Source organism: Candidatus Saccharimonadales bacterium, from assembly GCA_036397795.1.
Classification (GTDB): Bacteria; Patescibacteriota; Saccharimonadia; order Saccharimonadales; family DASWIF01; genus DASWIF01.
Map to the genome: position 1 here is coordinate 1 of DASWIF010000034.1, position 23,525 is coordinate 23,525.

At 50.1% G+C, this 23,525-nt stretch carries 28 protein-coding genes; 25 read left to right on the plus strand and 3 right to left on the minus strand.

The window, feature by feature from the left end; genetic code table 11:
- Positions 1 to 99 precede the first annotated feature (99 nt).
- From VGA08_01885 to VGA08_01920, 8 genes are all read left to right on the plus strand, one after another.
- Positions 100 to 1,251, plus strand: coding sequence for a CHAP domain-containing protein (locus VGA08_01885; GenBank protein ID HEX9679346.1), 1,152 nt, complete (start codon positions 100 to 102; stop codon positions 1,249 to 1,251).
- 66 nt (positions 1,252 to 1,317) lie between these two features.
- Positions 1,318 to 2,478, plus strand: coding sequence for a peptidoglycan DD-metalloendopeptidase family protein (locus tag VGA08_01890; protein HEX9679347.1), 1,161 nt, complete (start codon positions 1,318 to 1,320; stop codon positions 2,476 to 2,478).
- A gap of 51 nt (positions 2,479 to 2,529) precedes the next feature.
- Entirely contained in the window at positions 2,530 to 3,711 is a 1,182-nt protein-coding gene (locus tag VGA08_01895; GenBank protein ID HEX9679348.1) for a S41 family peptidase, read from the plus strand.
- A 54-nt stretch (positions 3,712 to 3,765) separates the two neighbouring features.
- On the plus strand, positions 3,766 to 5,373 hold the full coding sequence (locus tag VGA08_01900) for a CTP synthase (protein HEX9679349.1): 1,608 nt from the start codon (positions 3,766 to 3,768) through the stop codon (positions 5,371 to 5,373).
- Between the two features lie 231 nt (positions 5,374 to 5,604).
- The gene (locus VGA08_01905; GenBank protein HEX9679350.1) at positions 5,605 to 5,988 is read left to right on the plus strand and encodes a response regulator; all 384 of its coding nucleotides are present in this window, start codon (positions 5,605 to 5,607) and stop codon (positions 5,986 to 5,988) included.
- 205 nt (positions 5,989 to 6,193) lie between these two features.
- Positions 6,194 to 6,508: a hypothetical protein gene (locus tag VGA08_01910; GenBank protein HEX9679351.1), complete on the plus strand. Its 315-nt coding sequence runs from the start codon at positions 6,194 to 6,196 to the stop codon at positions 6,506 to 6,508.
- 1,276 nt (positions 6,509 to 7,784) lie between these two features.
- Positions 7,785 to 8,417, plus strand: coding sequence for a hypothetical protein (locus tag VGA08_01915; protein HEX9679352.1), 633 nt, complete (start codon positions 7,785 to 7,787; stop codon positions 8,415 to 8,417).
- A 281-nt stretch (positions 8,418 to 8,698) separates the two neighbouring features.
- Positions 8,699 to 9,142 carry a hypothetical protein gene (locus tag VGA08_01920; protein ID HEX9679353.1) on the plus strand — a complete coding sequence of 148 codons (444 nt, stop codon included), beginning with the start codon at positions 8,699 to 8,701 and terminating at the stop codon, positions 9,140 to 9,142.
- Positions 9,143 to 9,417: 275 nt separating this feature from the next.
- Here the strand turns inward: VGA08_01920 and VGA08_01925 are convergent, their stop codons facing one another.
- Together VGA08_01925 and VGA08_01930 are read right to left on the minus strand one after the other, a co-directional pair.
- Positions 9,418 to 9,726 carry a 50S ribosomal protein L27 gene (locus tag VGA08_01925; GenBank protein HEX9679354.1) on the minus strand — a complete coding sequence of 103 codons (309 nt, stop codon included), beginning with the start codon at positions 9,724 to 9,726 and terminating at the stop codon, positions 9,418 to 9,420.
- Between the two features lie 5 nt (positions 9,727 to 9,731).
- A complete protein-coding gene (locus VGA08_01930; GenBank protein HEX9679355.1) occupies positions 9,732 to 10,931 on the minus strand; it encodes a hypothetical protein in 1,200 nt (399 codons plus the stop codon).
- A 39-nt stretch (positions 10,932 to 10,970) separates the two neighbouring features.
- On the opposite strand from VGA08_01930, the gene VGA08_01935 reads away from it, so the two are divergent.
- From VGA08_01935 to recO, 8 genes are read left to right on the plus strand one after another with little or no spacing between them, the layout of a single operon-like run.
- Positions 10,971 to 12,014 carry a flippase-like domain-containing protein gene (locus VGA08_01935; protein ID HEX9679356.1) on the plus strand — a complete coding sequence of 348 codons (1,044 nt, stop codon included), beginning with the start codon at positions 10,971 to 10,973 and terminating at the stop codon, positions 12,012 to 12,014.
- Positions 11,995 to 13,104 (plus strand): exodeoxyribonuclease VII large subunit, encoded by a 1,110-nt coding sequence (gene xseA / locus VGA08_01940; protein HEX9679357.1) that lies wholly within the window; start codon positions 11,995 to 11,997, stop codon positions 13,102 to 13,104. Before VGA08_01935 ends, xseA begins: the two co-directional genes overlap by 20 nt.
- Positions 13,088 to 13,288, plus strand: a complete 201-nt coding sequence (locus VGA08_01945; GenBank protein HEX9679358.1) for an exodeoxyribonuclease VII small subunit — start codon at positions 13,088 to 13,090, stop codon at positions 13,286 to 13,288. The genes xseA and VGA08_01945 overlap by 17 nt, the downstream gene beginning before the upstream one ends.
- Positions 13,288 to 13,773, plus strand: a complete 486-nt coding sequence (locus VGA08_01950) for a methyltransferase domain-containing protein (GenBank protein ID HEX9679359.1) — start codon at positions 13,288 to 13,290, stop codon at positions 13,771 to 13,773. The genes VGA08_01945 and VGA08_01950 overlap by 1 nt, the downstream gene beginning before the upstream one ends.
- Before the next feature lie 28 nt (positions 13,774 to 13,801).
- Positions 13,802 to 14,446, plus strand: a complete 645-nt coding sequence (locus tag VGA08_01955) for a hypothetical protein (protein ID HEX9679360.1) — start codon at positions 13,802 to 13,804, stop codon at positions 14,444 to 14,446.
- A 45-nt stretch (positions 14,447 to 14,491) separates the two neighbouring features.
- Entirely contained in the window at positions 14,492 to 15,202 is a 711-nt protein-coding gene (locus VGA08_01960) for a HAMP domain-containing sensor histidine kinase (GenBank protein HEX9679361.1), read from the plus strand.
- A complete protein-coding gene (locus VGA08_01965; protein HEX9679362.1) occupies positions 15,202 to 15,576 on the plus strand; it encodes a response regulator in 375 nt (124 codons plus the stop codon). The genes VGA08_01960 and VGA08_01965 overlap by 1 nt, the downstream gene beginning before the upstream one ends.
- Positions 15,573 to 16,259 carry a DNA repair protein RecO gene (recO, locus tag VGA08_01970; protein HEX9679363.1) on the plus strand — a complete coding sequence of 229 codons (687 nt, stop codon included), beginning with the start codon at positions 15,573 to 15,575 and terminating at the stop codon, positions 16,257 to 16,259. Before VGA08_01965 ends, recO begins: the two co-directional genes overlap by 4 nt.
- A 73-nt stretch (positions 16,260 to 16,332) precedes the next feature.
- Here the strand turns inward: recO and VGA08_01975 are convergent, their stop codons facing one another.
- Positions 16,333 to 17,097 (minus strand): N-acetylmuramoyl-L-alanine amidase, encoded by a 765-nt coding sequence (locus VGA08_01975; GenBank protein HEX9679364.1) that lies wholly within the window; start codon positions 17,095 to 17,097, stop codon positions 16,333 to 16,335.
- A gap of 94 nt (positions 17,098 to 17,191) precedes the next feature.
- Between VGA08_01975 and VGA08_01980 the strand changes: the two genes are divergently transcribed.
- From VGA08_01980 to VGA08_02020, 9 genes are all read left to right on the plus strand, one after another.
- Complete coding sequence (locus VGA08_01980) at positions 17,192 to 17,452, plus strand: hypothetical protein (GenBank protein HEX9679365.1); 261 nt, start codon at positions 17,192 to 17,194, stop codon at positions 17,450 to 17,452.
- 254 nt (positions 17,453 to 17,706) lie between these two features.
- Positions 17,707 to 18,648 (plus strand): hypothetical protein, encoded by a 942-nt coding sequence (locus VGA08_01985; GenBank protein HEX9679366.1) that lies wholly within the window; start codon positions 17,707 to 17,709, stop codon positions 18,646 to 18,648.
- Between the two features lie 42 nt (positions 18,649 to 18,690).
- Positions 18,691 to 19,308, plus strand: a complete 618-nt coding sequence (locus VGA08_01990) for a hypothetical protein (GenBank protein ID HEX9679367.1) — start codon at positions 18,691 to 18,693, stop codon at positions 19,306 to 19,308.
- Positions 19,309 to 19,372: 64 nt separating this feature from the next.
- Entirely contained in the window at positions 19,373 to 20,680 is a 1,308-nt protein-coding gene (locus VGA08_01995; protein HEX9679368.1) for a glycine--tRNA ligase, read from the plus strand.
- Positions 20,680 to 21,039, plus strand: coding sequence for a hypothetical protein (locus VGA08_02000; GenBank protein HEX9679369.1), 360 nt, complete (start codon positions 20,680 to 20,682; stop codon positions 21,037 to 21,039). Before VGA08_01995 ends, VGA08_02000 begins: the two co-directional genes overlap by 1 nt.
- Positions 21,040 to 21,229: 190 nt before the next feature.
- Positions 21,230 to 21,610, plus strand: coding sequence for a hypothetical protein (locus VGA08_02005; protein ID HEX9679370.1), 381 nt, complete (start codon positions 21,230 to 21,232; stop codon positions 21,608 to 21,610).
- Between the two features lie 12 nt (positions 21,611 to 21,622).
- Positions 21,623 to 21,859, plus strand: a complete 237-nt coding sequence (locus VGA08_02010; GenBank protein HEX9679371.1) for a hypothetical protein — start codon at positions 21,623 to 21,625, stop codon at positions 21,857 to 21,859.
- A gap of 86 nt (positions 21,860 to 21,945) precedes the next feature.
- Positions 21,946 to 22,566 (plus strand): hypothetical protein, encoded by a 621-nt coding sequence (locus VGA08_02015; protein HEX9679372.1) that lies wholly within the window; start codon positions 21,946 to 21,948, stop codon positions 22,564 to 22,566.
- 262 nt (positions 22,567 to 22,828) lie between these two features.
- On the plus strand, positions 22,829 to 23,515 hold the full coding sequence (locus VGA08_02020) for a hypothetical protein (protein HEX9679373.1): 687 nt from the start codon (positions 22,829 to 22,831) through the stop codon (positions 23,513 to 23,515).
- The last annotated feature ends 10 nt before the right edge of the window (positions 23,516 to 23,525 follow it).

The following is a 23,525-nucleotide window of genomic DNA, read 5'->3' on the forward strand; positions in this document are numbered from 1 at the left end:
TTGTTCTCAAGTTACGTCTCAACCTCACGGTATTTGCGTCTAAATCGTTGGTAACAGGTTGAACTTCATTAGCATAAGGGCTATAATAAGGTGCCTATTATGGTCAGTACCACCACAAATTCTCAGTTGAAACTTCGAGCCAAGCGGGCCACGCTCGTATTAGTCGTGGCGGCCGTTGGGGTGGCCTTGTTGTTGGCCCAATTACAACTCCCACCAATCAGGGCGGCCTCAATTTCTGAGCTGCAGCAGCAGGTCAACCAACTGGAACAGGAAATCGCCGCCAATAATAACCAGCTGTCTGATGTCCAGCGTCGCCGTAAGACGCTAGAAGGAGAGGTCTATGCTCTTGATTTGGAAATCGGAAATACCAATAAGAAGATCGAGGTAACTAACAAGAAAATTAAAAAACTTGAGTTAGAGATCGCCCTAACCGAAGCCGAACTTGAGAAACAAAATAACGTTTTAGCAGAGGCCCTAAGAGAACTTTATAAACGGGGGAGTATTACCACAATTGAGCTGCTAGCCAGCAGCGACAGCTATAGCGACTTTATCAGCTCCCAGGAGTATCTCAGCCGTCTTAAGGCGGCCATACAAGAGTCGGTTGAAAAGGTTAAAGCCTTAAAACAAGAACTCGAGGATAACCGCGACAAACAACAAAATTTGGCCGAGGAACTGGAGGGGCAGAAGAGGATACTCGATATCAAGCGCCAAGAACGGGCCAATCTGCTGGCGGAAACCCGGGGCGAGGAATCGCTGTACCAGGCGCGTAATAGAAAACTACAAGATAAGCAGGCCCAGCTCCTGGCCGAAATCGTGTCTCGCAGCCAGGTTATCACTGGCGTTGGCACCGGTTCGTACCCCTGGGCCAACTACCGTGAAAATTCTTGGACCCACTGGGGATCATGTACCTACGGTGACGATATCGACCCCTGGGGTTATTGCTACCGCCAGTGCACTTCCTTCGCCGCTTGGCGGCTTTATTCCGAAGGTAAAAACGCGCCGCAGCTTTACGGTAATGCCACCAATTGGGGTTATGCCGCCCAAGCCAACGGTATTCCCACCGGAAGCCAGCCCCGCGTCGGCGCTATTGCCGTTTGGCAGGGTTTTGAGGGCCACGTGGCCTATGTCGAGGAAATCTACGGTAACGGGACCGTCAGAATCAGCGAGTATAATGCCGTTCCAGCCCTGCAGGGGCAGTATTCCCAGCGGATTATCAACGCCGGCGATCCCTCGGTCTACATCTACTTTTAGACCGGTTTAATAATTTTCAGGCTGACTTGTAGCCTCCCGCCATAGAGGCTATAATTTAGCCGGCAAATGTCCATCACCAAAATAAATATTTACCATGTCTTGAAGGTTCTCGTCGCCGGTTGGTTGGCTGGCAGCTTAGTGTTGAGTTCGATCGGACAGCCGATCAATGCCGAGTCAGCAGCGTCATTACAGGCACAAATTAACCAACTTCAGCAAAAAATTGCCACGAGTCAAGATCATGCCGACAGCTTGCACGCCCAGGCCAACACGCTGAAAGCAAAAATTTCCCAAATCCAGGTCGAAATCGACGCCACCCAGAACCGGATTAATCTGACCGATCTCAAGATCAAAAAGCTCAACCATGAAATCACTGAAACAGAAACGGAATTGGAGTTTCAAAGAGGCATATTAGCAGAGAGCATCAAGGAGCTTTATAAGCGCGGCAACGTTACAACCATCGAACTGCTGGCCAGCAGCCACAGTTACAGCGATTTCATTTCTCAACAGGAGTACTTGTCCCGCATGAAAGCGGCGATTGAAGAATCGGCCGCCAAAGTCGAGCAGTTGAAGGAGCAATTGGAGACTGAGCGCGAGCAACAACAGGATTTACGCGATGAACTCGAAGGCCAGCGTCAGATATTGAACAATCAACGCGCCGAACAACAAGCTGTGCTGACGGCGACCGAAGGCCAGGAGGCCAAATACCAAGCGATATTAACCGGTCTAAAGAAGCAGCAAGCCGCCGCCGAGCGGGCGCTATCGGCCTTCATCGCCTCGGGTAATTTTGTAAATCTCGGCCCGATTTCGGCTGGCGGGGTCATTGGTACGGTGGGCAACACCGGATTTTCGACCGGGCCGCATTTGCACTTTGAAATCCGTAACCCCAATGGAACGGTAACTAACCCGCATCCATTTATAAATAGCGGTTGGCAATGGCCGGCACCGGGCTCGCCCGGACTGATATGGCAAGATTACGGCGTGCTTAGCGGGTGGTACGTTAATGGTTTTCACCCCGGTATTGATACCGGCTACGCTGGCGGCAGCGTAGTGGCGATGGCCGCCGGAACCATCATCGCGCGGGGTTGCTCGCAGGACTTTTTGGGCACGCCGGCCTACGGCTACATGGTCATGATTGACCACAGCAACGGCTTTAAAAGCCTCTATGCCCACATGTTGCCCCCGGCCGGCGGAGCATATTCCCACTGCAGCGGCTCGTACGGATTTTAAAGCCGCCCGACGGGTGACAATCGGGGCCGGTTTGCGTTAGACTAATTAGACGTGAAAACTAAATCTATACCACTGGGTGTGGCGGTTAGCGTGGGCCTGCTCTTAATAGTCAGCGGGTTCGTAGCCGGCAATCGGTGGTACGATATCGTTAATTTTATCGACGGCCAGCGGGGTGCCAACGAACAGCTACCGGATGATCTGGATTACAGCGAGGTCGAAGAGGTCTATGATTCGCTCAGGAGTAATTTTGACGGCCAGCTGGATATTGAAAAATTAATCGATGGGCTCAAAGCCGGTCTAGTTGAAGCCACCGGCGATCCATATACCGTTTATTTAACGCAGGAAGAGTCGAACGAGTTCCTAGACAGTTTAAACGGTACTTTTACCGGTATCGGGGCCGAGCTGGGGATCGACGACGACCAGCTGATAGTGGTAGCGCCGCTGGACGGCTTTCCGGCCGATAAAGCCGGTCTTCGGGCAAGAGACGTGGTGGTTAAGATAAACGGGGAAGATACCATCGGCATTAAAGTCGAGGAAGCCGTCAACAAAATCCGCGGGCCGCAAGGCACGGAGGTAACCCTGACCATCACTCGCGCTGGCCGGACGTTTGATCTGACCATCACCCGAGAAGAGATTACCGTTCCCAGCGTAACCAGCGAGATAAAAAACGGACTGGGTTATTTGCGGGTCAGCCGGTTTTCCGAAGACACCAATCAGCTAGCCCGGGCCGCCGCCAACCAATTTAGACAGTCCGGCGTGAAGGGCGTCATTTTAGATTTAAGAAATAACGGCGGCGGGTTCTTGAGCGGGGCGGTCGATCTGGCCGGGCTGTGGTTGGACGGCGATGTCGTTGTCCAGGAGCGGCGATCAGAGCAAGTAATCGATACGCTCGAGGCCGGCCATAACGCCATCTTAAACGGTATTCCGACCATAGTTTTGGTCAATGAGGGCAGCGCTAGCGCCAGCGAGATCGTGGCCGGTGCCCTCAAGGATCACGGCGCGGCCAGGTTGGTTGGCGTCACAACGTTTGGCAAGGGCAGCGTTCAGGAACTAGAAAAGCTTAAATCCGGCGGTACGCTCAAAGTTACCATCGCCCGCTGGTACACGCCTAACGGCCACAACATCGACAATCAGGGCATTGGGCCGGATATCGAGGTAAAGCCAAGTAATAAAAACATCGAGGACGGCAATGACGTCCAGCGAGCTCGGGCAGAAAAAGAGCTGGCTAACTAGCTTTAATGACACCGGCTGATGTAAGATAGGTTTGTTAACGAGAACTGAGGGGGAGTGAAGCCTGCGGCTAAGCAGACTAAGTACATATTTGTAACCGGCGGTGTGTTATCAGGACTAGGCAAAGGGATTACCGCCGCTTCATTGGGAGCCCTCTTAAAAAGCCGACAACTCAAAGTAAATATCCAAAAATGCGACCCCTACTTAAACGTTGATGCCGGAACTTTAAACCCGGCCGAGCACGGCGAATGCTTTGTGACCAAAGACGGCGCCGAGACCGATCTTGATCTTGGCCACTACGAACGGTTTTTAGACGTCGAACTTACCCAAGCCAGTTCGTTGATGAGCGGGCGGGTACTCAATCAGGTAATAAGCGACGAACGAGCCGGCCGGTACCTCGGTAAAACCGTCCAAATAATCCCGCACGTGACTGATGTTATCCAGGCTAATATTCAGGCCGCGGCCGAAGGTTTCGACGTGCATATCGTGGAAGTCGGCGGCACCGTCGGGGACTACGAGGGGCTTAGTTTTTTAGAGGCTATTAGGGAACTTGCCTTAAGAGTCGGCCGGGAAAATTGTCTGTACGTACACGTTGTCTACCTGCCTTTTTTGGGCGCCAGCAAAGAAGTTAAGACCAAACCAGCCCAAAACGCCACGCGTGAGCTCAGAGGCATAGGCATCGTGCCGGACGTATTGGTCGCTCGCAGCGAGCAGCCGGCGCCAAAAAGTGTCATCGCTAAACTTAGTCTGTTCAGCGGGGTCGAACCAGCGGCCATCGCGCTATTGCCCAACGCCCGAACGGTTTATGAAGTACCGCTGACGCTCGAGGCCAGCGGGCTGGACAAATACTTAATCGATAAGCTCGGGTTGGACCAGGCCAAAAGAGTCGAGTTAAGAGCTTGGCGATCTGTGGTCAAACAAGCCACCAGCCAGCACAAGCGCAGCATCAGCGTTGGTGTGGTCGCCAAATATCTCGACAACGAGGATACCTATATGTCGGTTTTTGAGGCTTTAAAAAGCGCGGCCTATAAACACAATACGGGAATTAATATCGTTTGGATTGACGCCGAGAAACTGGCCAGCGGGCCGTTGCCCCACTCGCTGCGCGAGGTCGACGGTATTTTGGTTCCCGGCGGCTTTGGCCAAAGAGGACTAGAGGGCAAGATCCGAGCAGCCGGTTATGCCATCAAACACAAGGTTCCTTACCTGGGGCTTTGCCTAGGTCTTCAGATGGCGGTAATTGCCGTGGCCCGGCAAGCCGGATTAAAACAGGCCAACACCCTGGAGCTGGATGAAAACTCGCCCGATCCGGTAATCCACACCATGCCCGGCCAAAAAGAGCTGTGGGGCACCGGCGGCTCCATGCGGCTAGGCAACTATCCTTGCATGCTGGCCCGCGGCTCGTTGGCCCGGGCGGTTTACGGACGGGCCAAGATAGTCGAGCGCCACCGTCACCGGTACGAAGTCAACAATACTTACCGGCCGGTATTAACCAAGGCCGGTATGGTTTTAAGCGGCTTGTCGCCCGACGGCCAACTGATAGAGATCGTAGAAATGGCCAACCATCCGTTTTTTCTAGCCAGCCAATTTCACCCGGAGTTCAAATCCCGGCCAAACCGGCCGCATCCGATGTTTGACGGCTTTATGGCGGCGCTGACGCGTTAAGATTTGTTAATTATCAAATATCGTAGGCCGTTGATATATCATTTATCATTTAGCAATAAATTAACCGGCTAACCACCTTTTTTGGATAGTGCGTTTAGCTTTTAATTTATGACATTTGCTAAATGCCAAATCTTTGGTATTTGATACACAAAATATCTTAATTTAGCCACCGGCCATCTTATTGCCAAAGCATTCTAAGTAAAGTACGATAACAAGCATTAAGAGAATAAAATGACCGACGAGAAAAAGAAAATATTGCTGGTCGAAGACGATGAGACCCTAGCCGGAGTCTACATTGAGCGTCTGGAAGCCGAGGGTTTTGATGTCCTCCATGTCGATAACGGCGAAAAAGCCTTATCTAACGCGCTCGAATACAAGCCCGACCTGATTCTGCTCGATATTATGATGCCCAAAATCAGCGGTTTTGACGTACTCGATATTTTGCGCAACACGCCAGAAACTACCAATGTCCGAATTGTCATGTTGACCGCTCTGGGCCAGCCCAAAGACAAAGAGCGGGCCGAGCAGCTGGGCGTGGACGATTATCTGGTTAAGTCCCAAGTTGTTATCGCCGACGTGATTGCCCGGATCAAGTATCACCTTGGTGTTACTTAAGGTGGGGGACACCCCTCCTTAGACTCGCTTCGCTCGTGATTCTCCCCCGAAGAGGTATGCAAAAACTCGAAATGAATTCGTAGTTTTTGCATTATTCTTTTTGGCTCCTGACGCTGGCATCCGTCACTTCGCTGGCAGTAATTAAATGAAAAATGTGAAATGTGAAATGAGAATTGGCTTATAGCCTGTGCGCTATAATCCTTATATGCTCAAAAATGCTTCACTGTCGTTTATCGGATTCCTCCAAGCCACCACGCTACTACTATACGTCATGCTGGTGACTACGGTTATGCGATATCTGGAAGATAAGGTGCCAGAAGATGATAACGATATGTTTGCCGGCATCATCTTTATATTATTGTTTGTTGTATCGGCCGTCATTTCCGCCGGTATTGTTCTAGGCCGAGCCGGGCAGTTGTATTTTCATAAGCAGCAAAAGCCAGCCTATCATTTGGTTGGCTGGACGGTAGGATGGACGCTGGCTTACTTTGCAATGTTCGTGCTACTGGTTGCGCTTTAAAAAAAGAGCATGGGTATCGGCAAAATCGAAACCGATAGGATTTAATCAAATGAGCATAGCTATATAATTACTTAAACTTAGTCATATAGTTTTATAAATTAAAAGAGAACAGTTTTATTAACATAGTTATATAACTATACAAACATAGATATATAACTTATAAAACAAGGCTATGACCGTGTCGGCCAAATAATGCTTTCTCGGTGCCAGGCTATGTATAATCATAAGTACTAATTGGAGGTGAGCATGGAAGAAGACAAACAAACTAACCGCCCGGAAGTTAGGCCGGCTGGCGGGCGTTATGGCAAGCGCCCCGCGTGGCAATGGGCTCTGATATACATCGTAGTCGGCGGGGCGGTATATTGGCTTATATATTATGTGGTGACGGCCGATAGTAACGGTGGGGGTGGGCTTTACTAAGTCTTTAAAGCTTACATCTAAAATGTAAATGGATACCCTTTTTCTCGGTGGCAGAACGGCTTTTTGAGAGCGAGCAAAAAAAAGTAAAGTTTTGTCGCTGTCGCGACGGGGTTTTTACCTACTTGGATCGCCAAGTCGGGCAAGTTTTTAGTAGCCACTTTCAGCGGCTTAAGGTTCTTCTTTTGTTTTGGCAAAAGAAGCAAAACCAGTTTGCCCACTCACTGAAACATAAAGCCAGCCAGTCAAAAAAACACAACAGCCTGCGGAACTCACCGCCAGCTGGCGGTTCAAACAGTCCTCGGCTCTAGGCGCTTAATAAATAACTAAAACTCATCAGTGGCTGCTGATGTCCGATTGAATAACCAATGATAATTGAAAAACGAGAAATGAAAAACGACTGCTGCAACCCCTATTGAAGATACTCTAATATTCTGCAGAATATGAGAATATTATGATAGGCTTTCTTTATGAAAACGGCCAGACAGTTCGAGAGGTACTTCAAAGGCGCAGCCAATCATCATAGGATAGAGGTTTTGCTTTTGGTCGACAAGAAACCAAACATCACGTTGGACGGAATTGTCGCTACGCTAGGAGCGAACGTCAAGACACTATCCGAGCACACGCGGAAGCTGGTTCAAGCAGGCCTTCTCAACAAACAGTATGAAGGTAGAAGTGTCGGTCACAGTCTCTCACCTTACGGCCAGAGATTCGTGAAATTTATAAAGAACTTCAAAGAATAATTCTAATATTCTGCAGAATATTAGAATTATTCGTTCTGTACATTTTTTATCGTACTTATGCTTGCACTGGGCGGTCGATCAGTTAAGAATTAGGCTTTAACAAAAGAGTCCACTTTATGGATCAAAGAAGAGCTAAAGAATACCGCGACGCGACCCACTACAGGCATGTGGAAGAACTAAGGGCTTTTAATCAGATTGATGAAGACCCTGGTGCTCCCGAGGAATATGAAGGCATGACGTCTCTCGAAAAATTCGAACACGCCGCAATGAAACTTGACGTGTATCGCCACTCAGATTTGGTAGAAAGTACTGCCTCAAACACTGGTGACATGCTGTCAGACGATGCTTACCGATATAGACCAGAGTCTTCTGAGCAAATAGAAGAGTCTTATAGACTGCCTGAGATTGAAATAGAGCCAGCAGCTGGCAACTATGGCCCGTTGACTTTAAGAATAGACGTCCAGCGTGAGAAAGGGGTGCTGCAATCTTTAAAAGCCCGGTTGGAAGCACGGTTCATTCCGGTTGATATGTATTCCAGACTGGATGATAGCCTTCAGCCATCCGGGCCACCCTCTAACCACGGCCCAATGGAAATCAATCGCGATTTGCATTATTGGGAGACAGTCTACCGTTCATGGATGGAGGCTGAAAACGAACCAAGCCCAAACGTCATCAAGAAACTGCATCAATTTTTACATTCCGTTGAAGTTTATATACAAAATACTGTTATCCAACCCCGTCTTTCTTAAACACCAAAAACTCTCATTGCGCCATCGTCTCTAACCCTGGATAGACAAGTTCTTTGAGAGCTTGTTTATATGGGTTGTATCAAAAAATAAATTTAAAATAAAAATCCCGGCCCAAGCGGGGGCGGGACGTAAGCCTAGATGACGATTGGCTTGTCTTTGTTTTTTTTGGGTTTTTTGGTCTGACGACGGGGTCTATCTTTAGACATATAAGCTGATCGTCCTGTTTGATTAGTGAACTGATTATAGCAAGCATAAGCAAAAGGGTAGAGTATACTCCTTGTATGGAAGTTAGGGAGCTTGCCGAAAAGCAGGAGCTAAGTTTTGAAGAGTTGCTTGGCGTGCTCGAACAGGCGGCTGGATTACTGCAAGCGCTATATGCCAAGGACGAAACAACCTTTGACTATTTCCGTGACGTCGTGCCGATTTACGAGTTGTTCCGCAGTCAGAAACTGGAGTGGGAGGTGCTTGACGGCCAGGAGTTAGCAATACCTGAGTCGGTCGGCCAGCGTCCGCAAATGCAGCAAGCCGAGTACCACAACGAATACCACTGGTTCTATCCGATCCTTGAACCATTGCAGCCGGTCTTAGTAGCCCACAAAATCGAAGCTGACAACAGTGGTATATACGCCTATGCCAATAATAGACTCGCTAGAATAGTGCTATATAGTCCAACCGATCCATTCCACAACGACCCGGCAGTTATTAAGAAATTAGCAATAGCCTAACTACTTATAGGACATCAGCAGCCGTATTCGGAGATAGGAGATAGTAACTCTTGCCATCGCGCACTGACAGATGCCAACGTCAAAGGCACAACAAATGAGCCGAGGACTGTTTGAACGAGCGATCAGCGAGAGAGTTCCGCAGGCTGTTGTGCCCTTTGACTAGCTGGCTTTATGTTCAGAGAGTGGGCAAACTGGTTTTGCTTCTTTTGCCAAAACAAAAGAAGTCGCTTGCGCCGCGAAAAGGCGCACATAAGCTGTCCGCGAGGACAAGAAAATTATTTCTTTTTAGAAGTCGCTTTAACCGGTTGAGCTTCAACCACCGACACGAGGGTTCGGGGCGCGGTTTTGCCGGTGAAACGAGTGATCTTAGTCTTTTTATATTCAACTACACCGTCACGTTTGGCGAAAATCGTATAATCACGGCCCATACCGGTACCAGGCCCGGGGACTTTGGTTTGACCGACTTGGCGGACGATGACGCTACCGGTAGTAACTTTTTCTCCACCAAAAGCTTTAACGCCCAGGCGCTGGCCCGGCGAGTCGTGGACATTCTTCGAGCTTCCGCCCGCTTTGATTTTCGACATAAAATTTAACTCTTCCTTAGTACTAAAAGTTCGCGGCCGACGACCTGGTCTGGGCGCCGATAGATCAGTTGATCAGTTTTAACTGTCTCAAAACGTCGTCGAGTATAGCCCAAAGCTCCTATCTGGTCAACCACCGAGGAGCGGCCGGCTAGCTTCGGCCCATCGAACCAAGCTGGTACGGCTAGAACCAGCGGCGTACCGGCTGCGATCTGCGGTTTGATGTTGGTCAAAAATCGGTCGAGTAATTGACCGCTTTCGCCAACTAGCTGGCTCAGTTTTGATGGGTTAGGTAACCGGCTCAGCGGCGGTCCGAGGTAAGTTTCGCTGACTACGGCGTCAATCGGCGGCTGCCATGAGTAGTTGCGCGCATCGGCTACATTGAGCTTAGGAGCTGGGAGCCGGGATATTAGAGATGGGTATTGACCGTCTAACCAGTTGAGGTTGGTCTTAGTGGCCTCGATCATTCTAGGTTCGATGTCGGTGCCATAGACGCTTAATCCCACTAGTAATGCTTCCTGCAGTACGACTCCGGTACCACAAAACGGATCCAAGATTCTGGGAGATGGGGGTTTGGCGTTAGGAGCTTGACTTTTCGAACTTCTAACTTGGCCGATTACCAAGTTAAGCATGATTTGGGCGAGCTTAGGGGGTAACATTCCCACCCGAGCGTCGCGGGCCGGCCGCTCAAAATCACGTTTTGAGTAATCGTCAACGTTCTGAACCGCTAATGTTTTGGCGAGAACAATTTTTTTATCCACCTCGGCCGCTAAAAACTCGACGTTGCCGGCTTCAAGCAGCTGATTATGTACTACTTGCGGCGCCGATAGCGCAGATTGACGGTTTGGCACCAGCCGCAACTTGCGGCCAGTTGCTTTGGCGGCTTGTTTAAGCTGCAGGCCGAGGGCGCCGACCTCGCCGGGGGAAAGCCGGCCATGCCAGCTCAGGCCGACGTTGATTTTGGTGTCGCGGGCGGGCAGATGCTGGTGTAAAGCCGTCTTGAGCTCATCGACAGAGCCGACGCTAGCCAATACCTGGCCGAGCTTGATCGATCCGCCTAAACGGCCTATATCCGGCCGCTCGGCCAGTTTTAATAAACAAACTCCGGCTTGCGCTACGACTAGGTTGTCCGCGCCGAAAACCGATTCAATCTCGGCCAAGGATAGTTCTGGCTGCCGTCCCAGGGTGAGCATATAATTGGCGTTCATAAGTCTAATTTTAACAGTCGAGTATAATCTAAAGCGGTAATGAAGAAAATAAAATCCAGCCTCTGGCGGAACGCCATGCTAGTTTTGGCTTTGTTTTTCTTTGGGCTGGTGCTGTATTCGTCACGCCAGGACCTTAATAAGACCTGGCTGCTGCTGAAAAACGTCAGTTTAGTGATGGCGTTGCTGTTGCCGTTGTTGCAGCTTATTAGCTACTTCTTGGTCAGCAATTATTACCGAAGCTTTTTATCAGTCTTTGGCTCGAACATATCAGCCGCTAGAGCCTTTGCTTCGACCACCGCGCTCAACTTTGTCAATCAAATTTTACCCAGCGGCGGCGCCTCTGGCACGACCTATTTGATCTACGCCTTTAAAGACGTGGCCAAACCGGGCGAACTAACCTTAATCCAGCTTGGCCGTTATTTATTCGCGTTTTTGACGTACGCGCCGTTGCTTGTGGTGGCGTACGTCTGGTTGTTGATCGAGGGTAATCTTAATCATCAATTGGAAGTGGCGCTGCTAGCGTTGTTTATCATCGCCTTGCCGGGCACGGTGCTATTGATCGCGGCAATCAGGAACCAGAGCCTGGTCGATCGGCTGGTCAGCGCCGTCTTGCGCTTTATTAACCGAGTAGTCGGGTTGTTTACCCGTCGGCCTCACACGATTGAGGTTAGCCGCAGCCGAGGGTTCTTAAAAGAGTTCAGCAACGGCGCCGAGTTTATCCGTTCGCAGCGGGGTAATCTGCTCAAGCCTTATCTATTTATGCAGCTTAGCACGCTGGTCGAGGTCAGTATTGTGGCCACGGCTTTTTTTGTCCTGGGAGTGAGCGTCAACCCGGCCGCGATTTTGGTGGCGTTTACGGCCGCCAATATCGCCGGCGCGATTTCAATCATCCCGGGTGATGTCGGCGTCCACGAGCTGGCGGTAATCACCGTGCTGAGCTATATCGGGGTAGACCAGGGGACGGCAATCGCCGGCACGCTGCTGTATCGGGTTTTTAATAAATTAATCGTAATGGCGATCGGTTTTGGCTTTTATGTCAAGTTGATAAGGCCGCTTATAAAAAATGCAAGAGCAAATACTTAAGCCCAGCGAGTTTGTCAGCCTAATCAATCAGACGCTGGAGTATGCCTATCCAGTAGTGACGATCGAGGGCGAGCTGTCGGAGTTAAGAATCAGCAAAAACCGTTGGGTTTATTTCAAACTAAAAGACGAGACAGCGGTAGTAGATTTTTTTGGTACCGTTTATCAGCTCAATCAACCGCTAGAAGACGGCATGATGGTCAGGGTTATTGGCCGGCCCCGGTTGAGCGACAAGTGGGGGTTTAGCGTCAACGTCGAACAAATCCGGCCAACTGGCGAAGGTGCCTTTAGGCGGGCGTTTGAACTGTTAAAGGCCAAACTGGCTGGGGAGGGCTTGTTTGACCCTCAGCGGAAGCGGCCGATTCCGGTCTATCCGCAGACTATCGGTCTGATCAGCTCGGCCGAAGCGGCTGGTGCCAAGGATTTTTTAAAGATACTAGACCAGCGTTGGCGGGGGGTTGGGGTCCAGTTTGCTTCGATCCAAGTCCAAGGTGAAGCCGCCCCGGGTCAAATTGTGGCAGCCATCGATTATTTTAACCAGTTGGCGCGGCCAGTTGACGTCTTGGTGCTGGTGCGCGGCGGCGGTTCGGCCGAAGATCTATGGTCCTTTAATACCGAGCCAGTCGTCCGGGCCATCGCCGGCAGCCGCAGTCCGGTAGTAGTTGGTGTCGGCCATGAGGTTGATACCACATTGTCTGACATGGCGGCTGATGTCCGGGCGGCCACGCCGACCGACGCCGCTACCCTGGTAGTACCTAACAGGCGGGAATTTGCGAGCCAGCTCAAACATCAACGGGCCAGATTGAGTCAACAGATCAATCAAATTATCGGTGGACTGTCGTTGTCTTTAAGGTCGGCCTTAGAAAACAACATAAATCAGTTGTTAAACGGGTTGGCTGAGAGGTTGAGCGGCCTTAAGCGGGCGGTCAGGGCCTATGATCCGGAAGCCGCCCTAAAACGCGGTTACAGTATTATTTTATTGGGCGGCCAAGTGGTTAGCCGAACAAGTCAAGTCAAAACTGGTGATAAGATTAAGGCTAAGTTGTCAGACGGTAGTCTGGCCGCGGAGGTAACTAATGTCCAAGCCGAGTAAAACTAACGTAGTTAAGCTGGTCAAGCAGATCGAAGAGACGATTGACTGGTTTGAGTCCGGCCAAGTTGACATTGACCAGGCTATTAAGCGCTACCAAGCCGCCCTAAGCGCGGTGGCCCAGCTGGAGAAGTTCTTAAGCCAAGCCAAAAACGAAGTCTCCCGGATTAATTTGAAGTTCGACTGATGCTGGGGGTTTTGATTGTTATCATTGTCGTGTTCGGTTTCAGTTTGCTGGTGGGAGCGCCGTTTGTTCCGACCCATAAAGCCAGCGTAGAACCGGCCATGAGGCTGCTAGCGCTTGATAAACGGGATTTGTTATTAGAACTCGGCGCCGGTGATGGGCGATTGGCTATGGCCGCGGCCAACCGCGGGGCAGCGGTACTAGCCATCGAAATCAATCCATTTCTGTTTTGGCTGCTCAAATGGCGCAGCCGGAGTCAGGCGCGAATTCAAGTCGTGTTTGGCGATTTTAGGCGCCTTAAGTGGCCCCGCGAGACGACGGCGGTTTACGTCTTTGCCGATGGAAAGACGATGGATTGGTTGGCTAAGGCGCTGAAAAACGTAAAACGACCGATTAGAATTGTCAGCCACGGCTTTAGCTTACCGGGGCACGAACCGACTAAAATTGACGGCGCGTTGCTTCGGTACGACATCAAACCGGTTGCCTGAGGCCGAAGGATTAGCTACCATAAGGACAATGAACCAAAAGGGACTGATGAATCCGCTGCTAATCACGACAGTTTTATTGTTGGTTTCCACTATTGCGCTGGCCATAGCGACGTTTAATTACTACGGACGTTATAAAACCGAACGAGACACGGTTGAGGCTCAGATTGAGCAGGCTGTCACCGACGCTAAGTCCATCCAGGAAACTGAACTGAACACCCAGTTTCAAGAGCAGCTGAAGACTCCTTACGCGGTGTACTCAGCACCGGCCGAACTTAACGGTATCGCCATAACCCACCCGAAAACCTGGAGCATTCATGCGATTGAGGACGCCGCGTCGGATACGTCTTTGATAGGTTACGGTCACCCGGGATACGTGCCTGATACCAGGGGCGACACTAAACTTGCCCTGCGCTTTAAACTGGAGCGACGAGCCTACGAAGACGCGGTTGATGCTTACGAATCCGGGATAAAGAGCGGCGAAGTAAGCGCCAAGGCCGTTATCGTTAACGGCATCAAGGGTCTTCGGCTAACGGGTGAAATCGAACGCGGCCTTAATGGCATCATGGTTATTCTGCCAATCCGCGATAAAACTCTCAGCATCTGGACTCAAAACCAAAGTTACGCCGCTGATTTTGACGATATCATCATCGCTAAACTAAAATTCGACCGATAACGCTTAACCTCGAAGTCAGACGCCCTCCGGTGCTAAAATGAACCTATGTCCGAGGGTAAAATCCAAGCTAACGAGACGCTTAAATTCTTAGCGGCGGCGGCCCATGATCTTAAAACGCCGTTAGTTTATATCCGGGGCGCGGCCGCGCAATTGTCGCTGGGCGAGTACGACGAGGTTGACTCCCAGCGGCAATTGCTTAACATCGAGCATTCGGCCCAACGATTGCTCAGTCTGGTCGATTCGTTGATTGGCGCCACCCGGGCGGACCAAGAGCCGCTGCCGCTCGAGCCGATCGAAGTAGCCGAGGCAATTAGTTTGGCCGTCGAAGAAATCCGGCCATACGCCAATCAGTTGGGCTTTAGTTTTAAAATAAATTGTTCACGCCAATTGCCGCCGGTACTCAGTCACCGCCTGGCGCTCAAACGGATCATCTTCAATCTACTGGACAATGCCATTAAATATACCCAGGACGAGCCGGTAATCCAGATTAGGGCCCGACGCGATGACAATCGGGTCCGGGTAACTGTCAGAGATTACGGCATCGGCGTCAGACCGAGCGACCTAAAGCAGATTTGGCGGTTATTCGGCCAGGCGGCCGAACCGTCTCACGCCTTGCCGGGCAGCAGCGGGTTGGGGCTTTATATCGTGTCTAATCTGAGCCGTCACATTTCCGCCGAGCTGAGCCTCAAGTCCTTATCCCGGGGTACCAGCTTTTTTGTGCGGTTGCCGGTGGCCAGGCAGTTGGCGCTGTTTTAATGGCGCGAATTTTGTTGGTCGAAGACGACAGGCTGCTGGCCGGTTTATACCTCGATGCCATGGCCAAGGCCGGCCTCAAGGCCGTCAGCGTAAATGACGCCCAATCAGCCATAGACAAGCTGGACGACTTTAAATTTGACCTGATGCTGCTCGATCTGATGCTGCCAGCCCACAACGGGCTAGAAGTAATTTATGAACTGCAATCGCATAATGATCTTAAAAATTTACCGGTAATCCTGCTCAGCGCGACCAAATTGGACGCTCAATTTTTGACCGCCCGGCAACTTAAACAGATGTCGATAGTTGAGTATTTATATAAACCGGACGTGCTGCCTAATCAGCTTGTCGAAACTGTCCGGCGCTGGCTGGTATGAATCGCTTCCGGACAAGGGGGATTGTGCTTAGGCGCGTTAATTTTGGCGAAGCCGACCGCATTGTGACGTTTATAACCTCTGATTACGGCCTGGTGTCGGCCATGGCAAAGGGGGTCAGGAAGCCTTCCAGCAAGCTGGCGGGCGGGCTGGAGCTGTTTTCGGTATCGGACGTGTCATTTATCAAAGGAAAGGGCGAACTCGACCATTTGATTTCCAGCCGGATGATTAAGCATTTCGGGCAAATCGTGACCGATTATGATAGGGTTCAGCTGGCCTACGCCGTCTTAAAGCATACCGCCAAAGCCGCCAAAGAATTTACCGAACCAAAGTTGTACGAATTAATAGCCTCGGCCTTAAGCGAGCTTAACCAACCCGGCAGCGATCTTGAATTGATCGACGGGTGGTTTAAGCTGAATTTACTCAAAACTCTTGGCCAGCAGCCTAATCTGACCCACGACATATCTAACCAGCGGCTGACAGAGGGTACAAACTACACATTGTTGCCGGACGACGGGGCCTTCAAACCGGAACTGAGCGGCCAAATTACCACTGAGCAGATCAAAGCCTGGCGGGTGCTGCTGACCACACCGCCGTCAAAAGCCGTTAAAATCGGCGGTTTAACAGCGGCCATTGGGCAGACCAAAACCACGCTTGATCATCTGTTTGAGTATCAATTTAGCTAAAGCTTAGTATTTGGTCGGCTGTATTCTGTATGCGGTATCAAAAAAAATCTAGACGGCAAGCAACGAAAAAAACTTATGCCCCGATCCGATCAAGCAATTCAAACTTCCAGCCGCCAAGAAATTCGCCGCCAGGACAGGAAGTTTTCATATTGACTTCGGTATGGCCCAACAATGTGGTTGGGGAGATATCAAGATGGCTATAGTGCCTGTTTATTAGCTCGCCGATACCGTCCATAATATCGCCGTCGGGTTTTTTTGAAACCAGATCGTCGTCGATACAAATGGCAACAGAACGGCAATTTACGTTCCAGTCGCCTGATTGCCAGCCGGTTTGATCATCGCTCAACAACCGCTCGACTTGGCCAGCGTCTCTGACTAACCAATGATAGCCCCAGAACTTTTGCTTTCCCTCACGGAAGTGGCCAGAGTAAATTGGCTGGCCGGCTACGTGTGGCCTATCCGATTCGGGCGGGTTTTGGTAATGGGGGACATAAAGCCGGATGAGATGCATGGCATTTAACCGGTCCGCGCTAAGCCCCGGTTGACGACTGGTGTGGTGGATAACGATCATGTCCACGGGCTGACGTTCCGAGTCCCATTCATACTGACCGATTGCCCCTAACTTGATGGCTTCTTCGGCCAAGAGCTGCTCAAAAACATCGTATAAACCGTTTTTTAACCGTTCACGTATAGTGCCTTCGGTTGACACTAAACCATGCAGAGCAGTAGCGCCAATCGTCCGGAGTTTTTGCTCCCGGGTAAGCTGATGGTACCATTCCGGGTCTTGAACGATATCTCGGACACGCTCAAGTTCATGTTGGTATAATCTTTCACTCAAACTCATGATTAATAATTATAACCCAAGGCTTAATTAAATTGACAAGTGAGCAACATTGTGCTAATGTTTAAAGGCGTATAAAGCAAACATAAATATGAAAGACTCTAGTAAACCATTAATGATCACAACCGGCGGCGAGCATATGTTGCCGGACGAGCGGATCAAAGCAGAAATTTCCGATGTAGATATAGGGATTATTGAGTTTGACCAACAATCAGGCGGAGCCGATTATAGTCGGGGCGCACCCAATAGGAGCAAGCTGGATGATCGGCTAAAAAGGCGAGAAGCATCGCAGCTCGGCAAACTGGCAAGCGACTATTATGATGGACAATTTGCGGACATTATTAGCCAGTGATTAACAGATTTGATAAGACATAAATAAAAGAGAAAGACCATGACTAACTTAGCCCAACTACCAAATAATCCGAACTTTTCCGAGCCGATGACGGCCGCGACCGCCATCGCACTGGTACAAGAAGCCATCGCTAAAGCCTAAATTAACAAAGTACAAAAATATGACAGACGAAGAACTGGACTCACGGATCGCCAAGTTTCTGGCCGGCAAGGCTGCTTTGATGGCGGACGACTAGTAGGGTAATCTGTTAAGCCATGGAAGCCGATGACCCTAACGAGCGGGATTTTGACCGGCCGGATCCGCTGGAGGCTTTGATTGATACCGACCTGGGGAAAAACCTTTTAAGGTTAATTGAACTAAGGTTGCCAAGCGAAGCCCTGGCCGGGGACATGGTTTATAAACGTTTAAAGGCGGCCGAGTTCATACTGCCGATTAGTAGCAGTTTGGGGACTATCAAGTGGGATAGCACAAAGCGATTACTAATCAGAGAGTCCTCCCGAGGGGCCGCGCCCGGCGAGCCGGAAGGCCCAACCAGGGCGTTTAATATCAGTATCGCCGACCCCAATAAAGCCGGGCCTAGTGATGAAGTCTCAGTACTAGTGGGTGAGCGGGGAGAAGTGGCCGCTGTTTTTAGCAGCGGCGGCGCTTCAGCCGGCGCCAAAATACTGGACCATTTGAAGTTGCTGGTTGACCACGAGATTAGACAGCTCGACAGCCTGGAGTCAAGAGAAGCTAAGGTAACCCCGGAGCAGCTAAGGCACCTTTTGTTAGACAAATTAAGCCTTCTCTATGCCTCGGCGTGTCAATTCGGGCTTGACCGGGTCAGGAGAGAACAAGGCGACGAGGCGTTTAAAAACAAGTCCATACCGCAAGCTTGGCTGATTCTGCCGGTTGGCCTCGGCATAGCCGAACACACCAAGTACCAATTGTGGCTAAGATACTTACCAAAAAGACTAACAAACGGCGAATTTGAGGTTTCAATTAAGATACCGGATATCGCCGATAGCCGGCACGACCAGCTGGTAGCCTCGGCACGTATTCACTACGATCCCGACGATGAGGCGGCGATTAAAATAAGCTCGTTGACCGAAGAGGTGTCGCAGTCCAGATTATACAATCTGATAAGCGGCGCCAGTAATTACTTCAACATCTATACTAAGGGCAATCGACGACCACCAAAAAACTTTGACGCTTAAGCTAGCGTTTTAGTATTTAAAAGCGATAAACTGTAGTTAGACATGGGGACTATAAACAGCGGCGAGCGATTTGAGGCTTTTGAGATTTCGACCGACGGTCTGATCGAGGGTGCGCTTAGTAGCGCCAGTTCTCTGGCCTTGACGCGGCTAGCTACTATCAAGGGCAACCAATACGGTTCTAAATTTACTACTTTGGAGAATGGGGTGGAGCTAAAGATTCCCAGTCGATCGGAAGTGTTATGGGGCAAGCCATCGTACGACTTGCGGTTTCAACATCTCGATCCGTTTGCCGACCGCACCAGTGTTGAATCCAAAATCGTCGGTGTCTACGCCATTAGGCGCCTATCAGACCACCAGCCCGTAATGGCGGTCGTAGAAGTAAATCGCAGTCTCAATTTGAGCAATCGTCAGAAAATTGGCCACACGCTGGCGTATCGAGCGGGGGAGGGCGTCTATTGCCTGAGTGATCAGCCCTACCGGGATGACTGGCTGCCGGTTGAGGTTGACAGTTGGCTTGTCCCAGGCACGTACCAAGCATTGGAGGCCGCTTTAGCGATAACAATCGTCAAGCATCTGGAAAATGAAGTCAACCGACGTCAGGCGCTTTTGATCAAACGCCGGGCGCAGGGTTTGGGCAGTTCGGCCATTAGATCGTCTTAAAAATTAAATTTTGACGGTTAAACAGCTTGCAAGCACGTGCATTCTCGCTAATACTTATGGCTAAATGAATGACGCAGGACCCGATCTAGATACGTTGGTGTCGCTGGCCAAGCGCCGGGGGTTTGTCTGGCCGGCCAGCGAGATTTACGGCGGCCTGGCCGGTTTTTATGACCTCGGACCATACGGCGCGCAGCTAGCTAGAAATATAAAAGAAGCCTGGTGGAACCACTTCGTCAAAAAACGGCCGAATATTTACGGGCTGGATAGCGCAATTATCCAAAATCCGAAACTCTGGGAGGCCAGCGGACACGTGGCCGGTTTTAACGATCCGATGGTGGAGTGTCAGAAGTGTCATACTCGGTACCGTCAGGAACAACTGGATACGTCAAAACCCTGTGAGAATTGCGGTCAGACGGATTCGTTTGGTGACAGTAAAACCTTCAATATGATGTTTAAGACCAGTGTCGGCCCGGTAAAAGGCGATGACGCCGCGGCCTATCTCAGGCCAGAAACCGCCGGGGCGATTTTTGCCGATTTTGACCACGTTAAAGAAGTTACTCGGGCTAAGCTGCCGTTTGGTATCGCCCAAATCGGCAAAGCCTTTAGAAACGAAATTAGTCCGCGCGACTTTATTTTCCGGCTCAGGGAGCTGGAGCAGATGGAGCTTGAGTACTTTGTGTATCCCCAGCACGCCGGCCAGGAATTAAGCAATATGAAACAAATCTGTTGGGACTGGCTGACAGCGCTTGGGCTGAACCAGGCCAACCTCAGCTGGTACCAGCATACCGAAGATGAGCGGGCGCATTATGCCGTCGACAGCTGGGACATCAACTACGCTTATCCGTTTGGCCAAAAGGAACTCTGGGGCATCGCCAATCGAACCGATTTTGATTTACAGGCTCACTCCAAGGCGTCCGGCAAGGAGCTGAACTACTTTGACCCGGAAACGAACACCCATATTACTCCTTATGTCATCGAGCCGAGTATTGGCGTGGAGCGGCTGCTGCTGGCGGTGCTACATTCGGCCTACTACGAGGAAGAAGTAAAGGGTGAAAAGCGGGTGGTGCTCAAATTCGATGCCAAACTGGCGCCGGTGCAGGTAGCGGTGCTGCCGCTGAGCAAAACCGATAAGCTCACGCCGCTAGCGCACCAAGTTTATCAGAGGTTAAACGAGTCAGTCGACGGGGTAGTGGAGTACGACGAAACCCAATCTATTGGTAGGCGCTACCGCCGTCAGGATGAAATCGGCACGCCAAAATGCGTCACCATTGATTTTGAATCGCTTAATGACCAGCAGGTGACCATTCGCGAGCGTGACACGATGGAGCAAAAAAGGGTTAAAATAGAAGAATTATCAAAGGAGGTAGTCTAATGCCAGAAGGTGAACCAATTGAAACGCGCACAGCGGAAACAGAACCACAACCCAAGCCTTGGGAAGGCCAGGTATATGGTTTCTACCCGCCTACCGAGGTCAGGGTACGGATTAGGGATGATGTGTATGAAATGCTAGGGTCGGATGGCATGTGGGGTACCAACCTCGGCGGGCGGCTAGCAGAAGCCCATTACAGGTCAACCGAAGAAGGAGTAGACGTTTTGTATAAAGAATCAGACGCCATTCTAGAAATTAGCAGGATGGTCGGCACCTCTTTGCGCATGGCGCCTGACGCCAAGCTGTACGTCAGTCGAGAGTGGAGAGAAAAGAGACGACAAGGGTACGCAGCTAAAACCTGATTTGATGTAAATCGGTCTTAATCATTGGAATCGATCGTTTTGTCTTAATCCGTTTGGTTATTTGCCGAGAATATGCCATTGTATTTCTGATATGAGCGAGTCAGATTTTGACAACGAAATCTTGGGGCATAAGAACCCTTTGTTGAGACGAGTGTTGGATCCTGGTTTTGCATGCAGTCGCTGCCATACTATGTCTGAATATAGTTTTGAGGTCATCATGGCTCACGCAACCAAGATATCGTTGACCGAAAACGCTCAAGATGACCACGATATTCTGACTAGATTTTTAGAGGAAGTTAGCCATGGTCAGGCGGTGGATGGTATTAGTAGAGAAGAAATCAAGAAAATGGCCGGTCAATTAATAGTAGATAATTTAGAAGATCTCGACCAACTGTTAGGGGAAGCAAGGACAGATCTAGAAACATTAGTCGACTCGTGTTCTGGACCGGTGTCGATAAGCAGAATTTTGAATGGGCGTATGATCGGCATCATCGCTTGCGGCTCCAGAGACCTCCAGGAGGGCGACTTGGAGCACGAAACAGTCCATGTAACACGAATTCCTGTAAATTAAGCGCATATATATATGAGTGAAGGGGTTCATAGTACCGAAAATATTTCATACGAGCGGTTAGAGAGTTTAAAACTTATGGTTGCGGCGGGTGAAATACCTACCATCGAAGAAATAGATGAGCTAATTGACGACATACGGGTGGCAAGCGGCAAAATGCCGGCGTTGCCCGGCCTTTATCGGGACACAGCTAGTGATATACACTACCTAGAAAATCTAGTACGGATGCTTTATGATGATCCACTGTCTTAAAAAGTTATATAACTAGTTATATAACTTTTAATAATTAACAGAGGAAATTAATTCAAGCATATGTCGAGCTATAATTATTATGCTTGATGTTTTTTGACGACAAGCCGATACTTTTATTGATGAAGAGAGAAGTTGATTTTTTGGCCACGCCAAAACTGGTGGAATCAGATCCGGAAATGATCGGACTCTTTTGCCAGGAAGTCGGAAAATTCTTGCCGGCCGAGGCCCTACCACCGGGAGCAACCGAAATACGCCTGACATATGTTCTTAGCCCGACCGAATCAGTCTGTATCTTCAGGGATAGGGAGTATGAGGCGCTGTCTCGGCGCTACCGGGAGTTTCTGAGCCTTAGCCATGTGCTTTCGATTGAATTTGAGAGTCAAAGCCTGGACGGTATTTGGGTGGACGGACACATGCAAGAACGCCATTATTTCATCGATATAAAAAGTGGTGAAGCTTATTTTCGAGTTAGTAAAGAGGTTGCTGAACACGTCTGGCCTGAGGTCGATGGTGCCCAAGCTGGATACGATGAGGACGAACTATCAAAAGAGACCGATGACGAGGCGGAGGGAGAAGACAGCGAACCCGATTACGAGGAAGTACCGACGACCCTTCAGAAGATGAACTCGGATCAATTATTAGAGGCGATGTGGCTTTTGGGGCGATTAGACAATGTTATTGTCGAGCATCCATCTGGCTCAGTCTAAAAAAAACAAGCGGCAATTTTGGTTTAAGGCGCAAATAATAAGGAGGGGAGAATGGAAAAATCGGCTGGCTTACCCTAATCGTCCGAGGAGTAGTCATCAACAACGCAGGTGGCCATAGGTTGATTTATTGGCCGGAAAGCTATGCTGCTTGGGCCCAAAAAAACTATATAATCAACTATATAATTATTGAAAATAACAGGTAAGAATTGATATAGTATAGTTAGTATTAAGTATTTTCCAAAAAAAGGGCCAGGATTTTCAAATGAGCCCACCAGAGCGAATCGAGGGCAGCCAGCCTCTGTGGCCGGTCGAGCAAATTAAAGCCGTCTGGCATCGGCTGGCTGATGATGACTATTGCTGGCAAATGGTCGATCGCAGTTTGCATATCTGTGATTTACATCCTAAGATTGCCGAACTCTTTGTTCGGATGGCTCGACTTAGTCAGGCCAACCGGCTGTCGGTTAACGATCAGAGGTTTAAAATCCAGGAAACCGCCGTTGTCAGCGGTATAGCGGCGGGTATCGGGTTGGTACGCGAACTGGATCCGACCCTCTCTAACCCGGACATCGGCGGCTATATTGATTTTTTGGCCCGCCACCGCGCGCCGATACTGAGAAACGACCTGACCAATCGGGAGAGATCCCAGGTGTTTGAACATATGTGGGACCGGGGTAATGACTATCTTAACAGGGCCGGTTGGCTAAAAAAATTCGCCGAGCGTACGTCCGAACGGCTGGCTGACGACTTAGCCGGTAGAATAGTTTGCCGATCGATGACGGGCGTCGGATTGGCTATAGCCGCTGGCGGCCTAGTCCGACAGAAGCTGGCTTACAGCGGCCAGATTATCAGCATAACCAACAACGAGTGGGACATGGAAGAAGATCCAGATTGGTTTGATTGGGACCGGGCAGTGGACAACATTCAGCGTTGGCCGGAACAGTATTTATAGGCCAAAACGA